Origin of the sequence: Paraburkholderia sp. J41 (genome assembly GCF_905220235.1) — a bacterium.
Taxonomy (GTDB): Bacteria; Pseudomonadota; Gammaproteobacteria; order Burkholderiales; family Burkholderiaceae; genus Paraburkholderia.
In genome coordinates this window covers 57,426-71,379 of record NZ_CAJMZE010000008.1, presented here as the reverse complement: position 1 = coordinate 71,379, position 13,954 = coordinate 57,426, and the positions used below count along the sequence as shown (strand labels likewise).

The following is a 13,954-nucleotide window of genomic DNA, read 5'->3' as shown; positions in this document are numbered from 1 at the left end:
GATGAACGCACCCGCCCTGAAAATCGTCCATAGCGAAGCCGCCGAAGCGAGCCACGCGCTCTTTCCGGCCACGGCCTGCCAGGCGCGGTTCTGGCAGGAGCAGAAGGCGTCGCCGCAAGCCTCGGCGCTGAACATCGCGTTCCGGCTGCAACTTTCGGGACCGCTCGACGCCGCGCGCATCGAGCAGGTGCTCGGCGAACTGGTCGCGCGCCACGAGGTGTTGCGCACCGGCTTCCTGATGACGGGCGCGGGCCTGCGTCAGCAGGTCTGGAGCCGCGTGCCGTTCCGGCTCGACGAGGTGGACCTGCGCGGTTACGAGGAGCAAGCCGCGCGCGCCGAGGCGCAACGCGTGGGCGGCATGCAGGCGCGCACGCCGTTCGCGCTGAACGCGCCGTCGTTCTTTCGCGCGGTGTGGCTGCCGCGCTCGGCCACGCAGGGCGAATTGCAACTGACGTTCCATTCGCTCGTGATGGACGGCTGGTCGTTCGCCATCGTCGTGCGCGAACTCGTGGAAGGGCTCGCCGCGCTGCATGCGGGCCGCGAGATCGAATTCGCCGACGTCGACCTGCATCATGGCGATTACGCGCTGTGGAAAGGCGAATTCCTCGCGAGCGGCGCGCTCGAGCGCGCCCGCGCGCACTGGCGCGCCGAACTGAAGGACTTCGCGCGCTTCGACGTGCCGGGCGACCGTGCGCGACCGCCCGCGCGGCGCTTCCAGGGCGCGATCCGCTCCGTCCTGCTGCCGAACGCGTTGAGCGAGCGCATGATCGCGGCCGCCAAGGCGCAAGGCGTGACGCTGTTCAGCGTGGCCGCGGCAGGGCTGGCGATCGCGCTGCGCGACGCGGCCGGTCAGGCGAAAGTCGCGATCGGCACGCAGATGTCGGTGCGCGATCAGCAGGAACTCGAAGGCGTGGTCGGGCCGCTCATCAACACGGTGATCCTGCGGCTCGACGTGCCCGATGGCGCGACGCTCGCGGCCGTCACCGCGCAGTGCGGCGCGAAGCTCAGCGACGCCATCGAGCATCTGCACGTGCCGTTCGAGGAGATGATGGAAATGGCCGGCGAAACAGCGAGCGAAGCGGCCAACGAAGCGGCTGGCGCGAACCGCCCGCCGCTGTGCTCCGTGAACTTCGCGTTGCAGCAGAGTTTCGTGGGCGTGGGCGACGAAGTGCGCCGCGAAGCGTTCGCCGCCACCACCTCGCCGTCCTTCAACGCGGGCGCGCTCTACGACCTGAACTTCTTCATGGTGCGGCGCCCGGAAGGCTGGCGCATCTCGTGCGAGGGCGACACCGATCTGTACGACCTCGAAACCGTCGACGCGTATCTCGCCCGTTGGCGCGAGGTGCTGGAAACCGTCGAGATCGAAGCGGCCAGGCCCGCGGCCGCCGTTGCACCGCGTTCCGCACCGCCGGTTGCATCGGTTGCAGCGGTTGCGCCGATCGCGTCGGTTGCCGCGGTTGCGGCGGTTGCGTCCGCCGCCGCGCAAACCGCCCTGCCCGCCGGCGTGGGCGCGAGCGGCTTCATGAGCCAGGCCGATCTGGCCGCGCAAGCCGCCAACATCGTGCAGTTCAACGAAAACGCGCCCGGCACGCCGGTCATCGCGCTCAACAACACGGCCGTGTTCTACGAATTCTCGCGGCAAGTGGGCGGCGAGCGGCCCGTCATCGACATTCCGATGATCCCGCCCGGGCCGCCGCGCGCGTTCCCCGACCGCGCCTACGAGGACATTGCCGCCGACGCCGTGCGCCTGATCCGCATGGCGCGCCCGCAAGGCCCGTACATTCTGATGGGCCATTGCGTGCTGGGCGCGATCGCGCTGGAGGCCGCGCACCAGTTGCGCCGCGAAGGCGAAACGGTCGAACTCGTGGTGCTCAACGACACGTGGTGCCCCGGCTATCGCGAGTCGATGCCGCTTCTCGACCGCCTGTGGCGCAAGGTGCGCGTGCGCGCGCACGACATTCCGCGCGACTTTCGCGCGGCGCGGCGGCGCGAGACGTCCATGAAGGTGTTCCTCAAGCAGTTCCGCACGGTGCGCGCGCTGCGTCTGCTGCCGCTCGCCGAACGGCTCGGTCTTTTCAGGAACGACGGCCCGAACAACGAACTCGCCGAAAACCTCTGGTATATCGGCCATCTGCGCGAACAGCAGGTGCGTTACCGCGCCGCGCCCTATGACGGCGACGTGCAGGTGTTCCGCAGCGCGCAGGTGCTCAAGGGACGGCAGTTCGCGCACGATCTCGGCTGGGGCGCGGTGGTCACGGGCAAGCTCGTCGTCACCGAAATTCCGGGCATGCACGACGCGATGTTCCGCGCGCCGGGCGTGGCCGCCATCGGCAGGCAGTTGCGCGAGCGGCTGGCCGGAATCGAGTCGCGCGGCGCGGCGGCGGCGAACGGCGGCGCGCAGGACGAAGCGCACGACGGAACGCACGCGGCGCCGGGGCAGTTGAGGCATGCGGGCGCGTAGCGCGGCGCATGCACGGCCCATGCGTACCCGCCGGATGCTGCTGATCGCGTTGGGCGGCGTGCTCGTGGTGGCCGGCTTCATGTTCGCGAAACTTGCCGTGCCCGGCCTCTTTCGCCGCATGCCCGCGGCGGTCGCGGCGGAAACCGCGCCGCCGCCGGGCCGTATCCGCTTTGCCGTGCTCGGCGACTCGGACAGCCAGTCGTACCACGACACGCTGATGCTGGCCCCCGACGCGCGCGGCGGCCCGTGGCGCGCGACCACGTGGCAATGGACCGAGGTGCTCGCGCGGCTGCGCGGCAACGAGGTCGATCTCGGCGACTGGGGCGCGTGGGGCAGCGGCAAATATCGCGCGTATATCGAAGAGGCCGCGGGCGCTTCGGCGCGCACGCCGCGCAAGGAGGACTACCGCTACGACTACGCCGTGAGCGGCGCGGGTTGCAGCCAGTTGATGGGGCGCTCGCAACGTCAGGCGCTGCGCCTCGTCGAGCTGATGGACACCGAACCGCAGGCATGGCGCGGCGGCGTGGTGCTGATTCGCATCGGCATCAACGACGTCGGCGCGCACGACGTGCTCGACGCCCTGGCGCGCGATCCCGGCGCGGCGCGCCCCGCCGCCATCATCGACGCCTGCGTGAAGGCGATCGGCGACACGGTGACGCTGATCCGCAAGACGCATCCCGACACCAACGTGGCATTGACAGGCATCCTGAGCAATGCCGACTGGTCGGCCGAATTCGACAGTTGGCAGTCGGCCCGGCAGATCGCCAATATCGACGCCGGTCTCGACCGCTTCGACAACGGCTTGCGCAAGATCGCGGCCGGCGATCGGCATGTCGCCTTTCTCGACGACCGCGCGTGGTTCCGAAGCCAGTGGGGCGAGCGCGACGCTCACGGCCGCCCGGTGTACAAGACGGTGAAGCTCGCGCCGGGCTGGGCCGTCACCAACACGTCCGGCGACGACCCGCACAACGCCGTGCTCGACGACGGTCACGCGGGCGTGGTCTGGAACACGCTATGGGCGCAGCACCTCGTGGCTTCGCTCGACGCCGCCTTCGGCCTGCGCATCTCGCCGATCACCGACGCCGAAGTCGTCCGCTTCCTGCAACCGGCTTTTTCCGGCGGCCCGAAGTAGCGCCGCCGCGCGCGACTCGCGCGCCGCGGCGCCGGAGTTCAGCGCTTCATCAAGCGCCGAACCGTTCTGAGCGGCGCCTTCAACCGGTTCATCGGCGCGAAAACGACTTCGGAGTAAGTCGTGGGATTACGCTGTTCGAGCGTCGAGATCAACGCGCGCTTCACGCCGTCGCGCAACGGCGAAACGCCGGGCGGCACCGGCTTCAATCCGAGCGAGCGAAGCAGATAGTTCGCCTGATAGACGCGCGCCCGCCGTTCCAGCGGCCGCATGCAATAGCCGATGCTCACGCTCACCGAAATGTTGTCGTCGTTCTTGACCCAGTGCGGCGCGAGCGGCGGGTGATGCACGACCTCGCCCGGCGCGAGACGGTACACGGTGCCGCGCGCCTGCATCTGCCGGCGGTAACGCGCGGCTTCGGCGTTGCCGTTGTAGAAGCGCTCGACTTCCTGGTCCGGCACCAGCTCGCGGTCGGCGGCGGGAAAGAGACACACGTCTTTCGCGCCCTGCACCTGAAACAGGAAGTTGGTTTCGTGATCGATATGAAACGGCGTGGTGATGTTGGGCGAGGCGAGAAACAGCGTCATCGTGGCCCACGTGATGTCCTTTCGCAGCGGCAAGCCGGAAAGCGCTTCCAGCTCCGAGGTCATCGCGTCGAGCACTTCGGCGTAGTCGGCGTCGTAGTCCTGCGCGCGGCTGAGCTTGACCCAGGTGCCCATTTCGCCCAGCCGCGACACGGTTTCGGCCAGCCGCTCGCCTTGCGCCCGCGCGTTGAATTTCGCGTCGCTGAATTTTTCGTCGACGCTGGCGCGCTTCAGATTGAGCGCCACGAAACCGCTGTCGCCTTGTCTGTCGATCACTTTCTGCGCCAGTTCGACGATGCGCGGAATCTCGAACAGGCCGGTGCGATGCAGGCTGTGACCGAACTTGAACGAATGCTGGTTGAAATGACTCCGGAACGCCGCTTCGTCGACATGAAGAAGCGCGCCGGCGGCGCGCGGCGTGGGCGGGGTATCGGCGAGAACGGCGCCGTCGGCAGGAACGAACATGTGACACCTTCACGGTTATGAAAGACACGTATGCGGGCGAGCGCGCCGCGCGGCACGAAGCGAACGTCAGGCGCCCTGCATGCTCATGCCCGCGGCGAAGCGAGGCGCGGGCACGGGAGGAATCGCTTCGCGCTCGAAATGCAGCCCTTCGAGAACCGGCACGGTTCGCTCGGGATGAAACGGAATGTCCACGCTCAATTCCGGCACCGTCCACCGGTCGCGCAGCCGGTAGCCGTGCGACTCGAAATACGCCATCACCTTCCGGCGATTGAAAAGCCGGTAAGGCATCGCCGACGTGACGTGATTCTGGATCGTCCAGACTTCGCCTTCGTCGAGCAACGGCAGCTTGTTGATGAGGATGTGCGAGGGCAGCGCCGCGACCGTTTCGAGAACGCCCGGCCCGTTTTCGCCGAGCGGATCGGGCAGGTACTGCATCACGCCCAGCATCAGCATGATGGCGGACGGCGGCGCTTCGCCCAGCTCGGTGCCGAAGCTGATCATCGACGACTTGAGCCGCTGATGGCGCGCGATGCCGCGCTTGACCATTTCCGGCACGTCCACCACATGCCAGCGCATGGGCGCGGGCAGCAAATCGTAGCGCGAACAGATTTCGTAGAAGACGCCGCCCGCGCCGCCCATGTCGAGCACCGCCTGGTCCGACTTGAGCAGCCGCGAAAGCCAGAGCATCACGGCGAACTGCGATGTCTGAAAGCCTGGCGGCGCGGCGTCCGCTTCCTCGTGAACCAGCACCTTCGCAATGCCTTCGTCGTTCCAGCCCACGGTGTTGAATCCGGTCGCGGCACGCTCCGCGTGCGCGAAACTCCCATACACGCCGAAGTACAGATTCATTTGCCTCGCCCAGACGAACCGCGCATAAAGCCGCGACACGCCCGGCAATCTGCCGAGCCACGCGCCCACGACGCTATGCATCAAGAGAGCCTTCAGCACTTTCTTCATGAGACCTCCCGGAACCCGTCGCCGCACGGCACGGGATTCACGCTGGTTTTTTCGACGCGAACCGATTCGAAAAAACACGACTCACTTCGCAAAGCGGCGTAACGGCAATTGCGCTCGCGGCGGCGCTCGTGGGCAGCTCGCGCCATGAACGCTGGGTTCAGGCTACTGCGCCGCGAAAGGTCTCAATGTGCGTTGGCGAACCTACTCCGCTATTCGGCTCGCCCTATCCTGTTAAGGAATTTCTGTATAAATCGGCCGATGCCGAAGCGGCTTTTTAGCCGCCCCTTCACGGCATTCAACCGATCTTTTCGACGAGCGCACGCCAGCTCGCCAGAATGGATTCGCGCTCGAACGTGCGCAGATGCGCGCGCGCCTGCGCATTCCTGATCGCGCGCTGGTCGCCGGGCATCGCCGCCAGCGCATGCAGGCCCGCAATGATCGACGGCACCTCGAGCGGATCGGCGCCGAGCATCGAATCGCCGCCGATTTCCGTCAAGATGCTCGAACTCGAAACGAGACAGGGCAAGTCATACTCGATGGCCTCGATCACCGGCATGCCGAATCCTTCCAGCAGACTCATCAGGACAAAACCCGCTGCGTTGCGATACAGCCAGCGCAGTTCTTCGTCGCTCGTATAGCCCGGCATGACGACGCCGGGCGTTTGCTTCGCCAGTTCGATGGCGGCGTCGGCACCCGGCTCGCGTCCGCCGACGATCACGTATTGCCAGCCTTGTTCGGCGAGCCGGCTCGCCGCGAATGCCTCGATGCAGCGCACCTGATTCTTGCGGTCGCCCACGCTTCCCACGGTGAGAAAGAACGGCGCGGCAATGCCTTCGACGCGGCGCCCCTCGCCTTCCTTCACGCCAAGCCGGGTTGGAATGTAGATGACGCTCGACGAAGCGAAATCGTCGCCGTAGAGCTTGTGAAATTCCTGCTGCGAGGTCTTGCTCACGAACACCATGTGCGGCTTGATGCGCTGGATTTGCGCATAGGCGAGCACATACATGTCCTTCACGCCGGGCGCGAAGTATTGCGGATGCGTGATCGGCCCCACGTCGTGACAGAGCACGATGTCGCGCGCCTCCAGCCGGTGACGCACGACGCTGAGCGGGTCGAGATGCAGCGTGGGACGCGGATTGCGGATCACGGGCAGCAGCGACGCCGCGCGCGAGCGGTAGACGCGCGCGAGCGTTTCCTTGTGCGTGAGCCGCCCCACGACGCGGCGCATGAAGTCGTGGCGCGGAAACTCGTGGAATCGGCCGTAGCGCACGCGCGATACGCGGCTGCCGAGCGTCGAAATAATATCCTTGCCCAAAAACAGCTTGCCGGTGCGATCGTTCAGCGCCAGCGAGAAATCCACGTCGATCGACATTGCCTAACCCCAGCTCTCTTTCTTGAAGGAATCAACCGGTCACGGCCCGGACCGCTTCGCACAGGCTGCGCGCCGCCTGTTTCCAGGTGAATTCGGCGGCCTGCCTTCGCCCCGCGGCAATCAGGCTTTGCCGCGCGGCTTCGTCGTCGAGCGCCGTGAGAATATTCGCGCGCCACGCCGGCGGGCTGAACGGGTCCGCATACAGCGCCGCGTTGCCGCACACCTCCGGCAGCGCGCCGAACGGCGCGGCCACGACGGGGCAGCCCAGCGCCATCGCTTCCAGCGGCGGCAAGCCGAATCCTTCGGTCAGCGACGGAAACGCGAGCGCGCCCGCATCGGCCATCAGCCCGACCAGTTCGGGATCGCCGATACGGCCGGCAAAGCGCACGTTCGGCGGCACGACGTGCCCGAGCGCTTCGAAGTCGGCCCGCGTCGCGCCGCCGAACAGCACGAGTTCGACCTGCGCGAGTTCCGCGCCCGCGAAAGCCTCGAACAGCACGCCGATATTCTTGTGCTTCTGCGTATTCGCGAGCGCGAGCACGTAGCGCCCGGGCACGAGGTTCAAGACCGAAAGCTGCCGGCTGTCGGGGCGGATCTGCAAGACATGATCGCAACCGTTATGCACGACGACGATCTTGTCGGCGGGCGCAATGCCGTAACGCACGAGTTCCTGCTTCGAGAATTCCGAAACCGTGAAGATGACCTTGTGCCGCTTGCCGATAAAAAAGAACAGAAACTTGTACCAGAGCCGAAACGGCAGCGAGTAGGATTCCGGCGCGGAATACACCTGGGCGTCGTGAATCATCGTGGCGGAATTGCGATGAAACAGCGGGCCGAGATTGCAGAGATTGAGGATGAAATCCTTTCTGCGCGCCAGCGGAAAATAGATCTGCTCCCACGCGATGCGGTGCATCTTGCGCACCTTGGGATCTTCGCGAATGCACGAAATCGCGCGGAAAGGCGGAATTTCCACGCATTCCCTCACCATCACGGCATAGTCCATGCCGTCGGCGGCGCGCGCGGCGAGCAGCGTGTCAGTGGCGGCCATGAGTTGCTCGGCAACCCTGTGTACGCCCGTCGGCGCCGCGCCGAAAAATTTCCCGTTGAACGCTATCGTCTTCGATGCGACCGTTTTCATGGCTTTTTTCCGCATACCCACGCTTCAATCGTCTCGCTACGGTAGCGGCTCGACGAGCGCGGCACTGCTGCCTAACGTACGAAAGGTACGAAACGGTACGAAGCGGTACGAAACGGATAAAGGCGCGATGACGCGAACCGCGCCTGCCGCAGCGCGTCACGGCGTTTCGGCACGAATTGCCGAAGGAATCCGAAAGCGCCGTCAAATCAGGTAATTAAGGCACCCGCCCAGCGTTCGCCGACGCACAAACACGCCAGGCCGCCTCCGCCAGAATGTCCGTGACGCGCACCGGACCTTCTCATGACCAGACCCAGCCTGAAACGCAGCGCCACGTTCAACTTCATCGGTGGCTTTCTGCCCATGCTGGTCGCCTTCGCGACCACGCCCATTTACCTTCACCATATCGGTGCGGCGCGCTATGGCGTGCTCGCGATCGTCTGGATGGTGCAAGGCTATTTCGGCTTTCTCGATCTGGGGCTGTCCTCGGCCACGTCCAACCGCATCGCGCAACTTGGCGAGGCGCCGCACGGCGAGCGCGAATCCGTGCTGTGGACCGCGTTGATCCTCAACGCCGCGCTCGGTCTCGCGGGCGGCGTCGCGCTGTTTGCCGTCATGCACGTCTTGCTCGCGTACTTCGACATGGGCGCGTCGCTGCGCACCGAGCTGCTGCCCGCGCTTCCCTTGGTGGCGTGCCTCGTGCCGCTCTCGAATCTCATCAGCGTGCTGAACGGCACGTTGATCGGCCGCGAGCGCTTCGGCACGCTCAACGCGGTGTCGTTTCCCGTCACGCTCATGTATCAGCTCGTGCCGCTCGGCGCGGCGCTCCTCTTCGGGCCGAATCTCTTCTATCTCGTGTGCGGCACGCTCGTGGCCGGCATCGCGGCGCTCACGCTCACGGCGCTCGTCGTCTGGCGCGTCTTTCCGCTCAACTTCTCCGGCGGCCCGCGCCGCGCGCTGGTGCGCCCGCTATTTTCGTACGGCGCATGGATCAGCGTGACGACGCTCGCGCAGCCGCTGCTCGAAACCGCCGACCGTCTGATGATCGGCCATGCGCTCGGGCCGCAGGCCGTCACGTACTATCAGGTGCCGTTCAACCTCGCGGGGCGCGTGCGGCTCTTTCCCGCCGTGATCGCGCGCGCGCTGTTCCCGCGCCTTTCGTCGCTCGACGCCGCGAGCGCCGCCACGCTTTCGGCCAATGCCATGCGCAGTCTTGCCGCCGGACTCACGCCGATGATGGTGTTCGGCATCTTCCTCATGCAGCCGTTTCTCACGCTGTGGCTGGGCGCCGAATTCGCCGCGCGGGCCGCTTCGGTCGGCGAGACGATCCTGCTCGGAATCTGGATCAATTCGATCGCGATGATCCCGACCTGCCATCTGCAAGCCACGGGACGCCCCGGCATCGTCGCGCGATTTCAAACCTACGAGATGTTGCCGTTCTTTGCGTTCCTGTGGTGGATGATGCAGTGCTTCGGCGTGTTCGGCGCGGCCATTGCGTGGAGCGCGCGCTGTCTCGTCGACGGCGTGCTGCTCATCTACGTCGCGCGCCTCGATGCGCGGCCCGTGCGCATGCTGGCCGCGCCCGCGCTGATCCTGTGCGCCGCGTTCGCCGCCACGCTCGCGTTCGCGCCGCTTTCGTGGCAGAGCATCGCGGCATGCCTCGGCACGACGGCGCTTTCGCTCGCGTGGAGCGCACGCGCCGAACCGGCCGCGGCGGCGCGCGTGCGCGACATGCTGGCGTCGATGCGCAACTACACGCGGCGCTGGGCGCAAAGCCAATGACGCGGCCGCGCGCGACCGCTTTCGCCAGCCACCATCATCGCGATTCATGAAGGAATCCGAATCAATCGCCCACAGCGGCGTGAACTTCATCCGCTACGCGATGTCGGATTGACCACGGCGATGCAGGCGGGCGCCGGTCGACATTTTCCAACCGTGACACTACGCGTGACATTGCGCGTGAGACCGCGCCAGACATGAACAAGCTCCGTTCCCTTACCGTGTTGCGCGCCATTGCGGCCACCACGGTCATCGTCTTTCATATTCTCGTCAACACGGCGCACACCTTCGGTCAGTTCGGCGTCGACATCTTCTTCGTGCTGAGCGGCTTCGTGATCGCGCTCGTGCTCGACAGCCGCGAGCTGAGCGTGGGCCGTTTTCTCGCCGATCGCATCGCGCGCATCGTGCCGCTCTATTGGCTGCTCACGTGCTGCGTATTCGCGGGCACGCTCGTCGCGCCGGCGCTTTTCAATTCGACCACGGCCGACTTCGGCAATCTGCTGCGCTCGCTATTCTTCGTTCCGTATCGCAAGGAAAGCGGCGAACTCTTTCCCATGCTGTTCGTGGGCTGGACGCTCAACTACGAAATGATGTTTTATCTCGTGGCCGCGCTCTCGCTCGTTCTCATGCGCCGCTACCGCCTGCTGTTCGCCGCCGCGCTGCTCGCGGCGATCTTTTGCGCGGCGCGCGCATTCAACGCGGGCGATGCGCTTTCGGCGTTCTATTCGTCGCAACGCATCTTCGAGTTTCCGCTCGGCTTTATCGCATGGCGGCTGTGGCGCCAGGGTTTTCGCCTGCCGCCGGCACTCGCGGCCGGCGTCGCCGTGCTTGCTTATGCGTGCATGGCTTATGTGGACTGGAACGCGATCGCGGATTTTCCGTTGCTGTGCTTCGGCATCCCGGCGTTCCTCATGGTGATGGCCGCGCTGAGCCTCGAAGCGTCGCTCGGCAACGGGCCGCTCACGCGCGGTTTCGTGTTCGTCGGCGATGCGAGCTACGCGATTTATTTGAGCCATCCGTATTGCGTCGAAGCCGCGCGCCGGTTTCTGCCGAAGATGGTGGACGGTTTCGATGCCACGGCGCCGCTGGGCGCCGCGTTCATCGTCGCCGCGGCCATTGCCGTGGGCGGCGCGATGTACCGGTTCGTCGACGCACCGCTGCATGCGCAGGCGCGCACGGCGTTGCGGCGCTGGCTCAAGCGCCCCGCGCGGGCTTCGGCGCAGGCCGCCATCGCCGGCAGCGAAGCGCCGCAGCACAATGGGCCGCTCGAACAAAAGGCGCATTGAGGGCGCGGACGCGGGAGGGGTGGTGAGGTTGGCGCTGGTGGCGGTGGTGGCGATGGCGGCAATAGTGGCGATAGCGGCGTGCGCATAGGCGCCCCATGAGCGTCGTGACTTTTGTTAGCGGCGATAGTGGCGTATCGCGCGTTTCGCCTTAGCGGCAATAGCGGCGCAGCAGTGTGAGTGCCGTAATCGACGTTAGGGACGCAATCGACGTTAGCCGTGTAGTCGGGATAACCAGCGTAATCGGCACTAGCGGCGTTAGCGGCGTTAGCGGCGTTAGCGGCGTAATCGGCGTAATCGGCGTAATCGGCGTAATCGGCGTAATCGGCGTAATCGGCGTTAGCGTAATCGGCATTAGCGGCATTAGCGTTAGCGGCATTAGCGGCATTAGCGGTGCAACCCGCTCACCCCGCTCAACCCGCTCCAGCAACGATAACAACCTCATCAGCGACAGCAGCGCAAAGCCCGCCACCCCCGCAAACGACTCGTCCAACGCTTCCAACGCAAGCTACCCCAATCCCACCCGCTTCCACAGCCGCCACGCCGCAAAAAGAAAAACGGGCGACTACGCCCGTTCTTCATCGCCAGCCATCCCGCACTCGCCTCACGTTCCCGCTTGCGGCGTGACGGGCGCCGCGCTTTCCACCCGCTCCGGCTTGCTGAGCCACGCGCGCAGCATGCGGCGCCCCAGGCGCATGGTCGGCACCTCGAACTTGCGATAAGACAGTATGGAAACGCCCACCGCAACCGGAACGAACACCGCGAAAAACACCGCCGGCCGCCACGCCGCGCCCACCGGCAAATGATTCACCGCGATCGAGGTCGCGCGCATCACGAAAAGATGCGTGAGATACAGGCTGTACGAGGCATCGCCGATCAGCAGCAGCAGCTTAGGATAAGCGGCCTCGCGTCGGCCCAGCACCACGCCCGCGAAAATCAGCGCGGCGGGCGGTCCCCAAACGAGGCCGCGCAGGTCGAACTCGCCGTGAATGGGCAACCCCGTGAAAAGCCAGCCCGCCACGCCCGCCGCGAACAACACGATCTGCGCGGGCAAGCCGAGGCGAAATCCCGAGATGCGCAACTGCGCGAACAACGCGCCGAACATGAATTCGAGAATGATCGTGTGCGTCCAGCTTTTCAGCACGATGGTCTCGGGATGCAGCCACGCGCCCGCCGCGACGAGCGCCGCGAAGATCGCCACCAGCGCGAGATAGACGCGGCGGATGCCGAGCAGCAGCACCACGGAAATCACCACGTAGAAGAACATTTCGTAGTTCAGCGTCCAGCCGAGCCCGAGCACCGGCTCGGGCGCACCGGTCGCCGGATTGGTGGACGGCAGGAACGCGAGCGAGCGCAGCACGTAGGGCAGCGTGACGAAGCTCTTGTGCTTGAGCGCGGGCACCACGAGGCCGATGGCCACCGAAAGCAGCGTGACGACCCAATAGAGCGGCACGACGCGCACGATGCGCTCGCTGATGAACCACGTGGCGCTGGTCGTGGCGCCGGCGCCGCCCGCGCGCTGGCCCGAGATGATGTACATCATCACGAAGCCGCTGACGACGAAGAAGATGTCCACGCCGAACTGCCCTTTCGCGTTCACGAGCAGCCAGAGGTTGGACGCGGAAGCCGACGCGCCCGCGTCCACTTCCGTCGCCGCATGGCAGATCATGACGAGCAAGGCCGCGACCGCGCGCAGCGCCTGAATCGAATCCAGTCTTTTCATTGCATTGCCCCTCGAATCCGATGACCGGCGATCGTTCGCGCGAACGCGTCCGCGCGAGTCATCCATGCGAAATCGCCGCTGTTCAAAGCCGCGCCGCGCGCTCGGGCGTGAGCCTGCCGCGCACGAAATCCCACAGGCCGATAAGGTTGCCGCCCAGCCGCCCGCGCCGGTCGACCCATGGCTCCGGCGCGAAACTCCTCACCACATTGCTCGCCACGTTGCGCATGACGTGATCGAGCGCGTCGCGCATCGGCATGGTTTTCTTGCTGACGAGATAGAGCGGATTGATGACCTGCGAATAGCCGAGCTTGCGGCCCGACACGCGCCCGCGCTTCACGCCCAGATGCACGCCGAGCGCCGTGTTGATGCGCACGACGCGATAGCCGCGATTCCAGATCTGGCCGCCGAAGTCGCGGTCTTCCTGCCAGCCGTACAGCACGAGGCGCTCGTCGAACCGGATGTCGACGATCGCGCTCGCGCGAAACGCCATGTTGCAGCCGTACGGGCCGCCCGTCGGCGCCACGTTCAAATGCTTCGGCACCTCGTGCGTGCGCGCGAGAATCGCGCAGCCTTCCTCGAACGAATAGCCGGGGCCGTGAATGCCGTCGGCGATCACGGTGCCCGTCACGCAGGCAATGGCCGGATCGGTGTCGAAGGCGCGCAGCACTTGCGCGATCCACGTGGGATGCATGAGGAAGTCGTCGTCGAGGATGATCACCACGTCGAAGTCCTCGGGCACCTGGTCGAGCGCGTGATTGCGCTGCACCGTGCTGCCCGGCTGGCCCATGATGACGCGCAGTCCCGGCCGGCTCGCGAGGTTGCCCACGTCCTCGTCGCTCACGCACGAGACGATGACGAGGTCCGGCTTGACGGTCTGCGTGTCGACGAACGCCACCACGCGTTCGAGCACGGCGGCGCGGCCGCGCGTGGGAAAGATCACGCAGACTTTAGGTTGTTTTTCGGTCAACGGCAGATGTTGTTCCAGATGTTGTTCTATGGTCATGGTCACTCGCGAACAGAGACTCGAATCCATCCCTTGCCTTTTCCCGCGAACCGGAACGAGCCG

General features: G+C 65.9%; 10 protein-coding genes. 4 read left to right on the top strand and 6 right to left on the bottom strand.

Annotated elements, in window-relative coordinates:
- Nucleotide 1: 1 nt before the first annotated feature.
- Together U5805_RS10530 and U5805_RS10525 are read left to right on the top strand one after the other, a co-directional pair.
- Nucleotides 2-2,461 carry a condensation domain-containing protein gene (locus U5805_RS10530; protein WP_322103418.1) on the top strand — a complete coding sequence of 820 codons (2,460 nt, stop codon included), beginning with the start codon at nucleotides 2-4 and terminating at the stop codon, nucleotides 2,459-2,461.
- A gap of 19 nt (nucleotides 2,462-2,480) precedes the next feature.
- Nucleotides 2,481-3,593, top strand: a complete 1,113-nt coding sequence (locus U5805_RS10525; protein ID WP_322103417.1) for an SGNH/GDSL hydrolase family protein — start codon at nucleotides 2,481-2,483, stop codon at nucleotides 3,591-3,593.
- Nucleotides 3,594-3,631: 38 nt separating this feature from the next.
- Here the strand turns inward: U5805_RS10525 and U5805_RS10520 are convergent, their stop codons facing one another.
- The 4 genes from U5805_RS10520 to U5805_RS10505 all read right to left on the bottom strand — a co-directional run bounded on the left by U5805_RS10520 (nucleotide 3,632) and on the right by U5805_RS10505 (nucleotide 8,106).
- A complete protein-coding gene (locus tag U5805_RS10520; protein WP_322103416.1) occupies nucleotides 3,632-4,639 on the bottom strand; it encodes a cupin-like domain-containing protein in 1,008 nt (335 codons plus the stop codon).
- A gap of 66 nt (nucleotides 4,640-4,705) precedes the next feature.
- Nucleotides 4,706-5,596 (bottom strand): methyltransferase, TIGR04325 family, encoded by an 891-nt coding sequence (locus U5805_RS10515; protein WP_322103415.1) that lies wholly within the window; start codon nucleotides 5,594-5,596, stop codon nucleotides 4,706-4,708.
- 295 nt (nucleotides 5,597-5,891) lie between these two features.
- Entirely contained in the window at nucleotides 5,892-6,968 is a 1,077-nt protein-coding gene (locus U5805_RS10510) for a glycosyltransferase (protein ID WP_322103414.1), read from the bottom strand.
- A gap of 31 nt (nucleotides 6,969-6,999) precedes the next feature.
- A complete protein-coding gene (locus U5805_RS10505) occupies nucleotides 7,000-8,106 on the bottom strand; it encodes a glycosyltransferase family 1 protein (protein ID WP_322103413.1) in 1,107 nt (368 codons plus the stop codon).
- Nucleotides 8,107-8,406: 300 nt separating this feature from the next.
- Here U5805_RS10505 and U5805_RS10500 point away from each other — a divergent pair, with 300 nt between their 5' ends.
- Both U5805_RS10500 and U5805_RS10495 read left to right on the top strand, forming a co-directional pair.
- A complete protein-coding gene (locus U5805_RS10500) occupies nucleotides 8,407-9,885 on the top strand; it encodes a flippase (protein ID WP_322103412.1) in 1,479 nt (492 codons plus the stop codon).
- 194 nt (nucleotides 9,886-10,079) lie between these two features.
- Nucleotides 10,080-11,168: an acyltransferase gene (locus U5805_RS10495; protein ID WP_322103411.1), complete on the top strand. Its 1,089-nt coding sequence runs from the start codon at nucleotides 10,080-10,082 to the stop codon at nucleotides 11,166-11,168.
- A gap of 601 nt (nucleotides 11,169-11,769) precedes the next feature.
- Here U5805_RS10495 and U5805_RS10490 read toward each other — a convergent pair.
- Together U5805_RS10490 and U5805_RS10485 are read right to left on the bottom strand one after the other, a co-directional pair.
- Nucleotides 11,770-12,888, bottom strand: a complete 1,119-nt coding sequence (locus tag U5805_RS10490) for an acyltransferase (RefSeq protein WP_322103410.1) — start codon at nucleotides 12,886-12,888, stop codon at nucleotides 11,770-11,772.
- Between the two features lie 82 nt (nucleotides 12,889-12,970).
- Nucleotides 12,971-13,891 (bottom strand): glycosyltransferase family 2 protein, encoded by a 921-nt coding sequence (locus tag U5805_RS10485; RefSeq protein ID WP_322103409.1) that lies wholly within the window; start codon nucleotides 13,889-13,891, stop codon nucleotides 12,971-12,973.
- Between the last annotated feature and the right edge of the window lie 63 nt (nucleotides 13,892-13,954).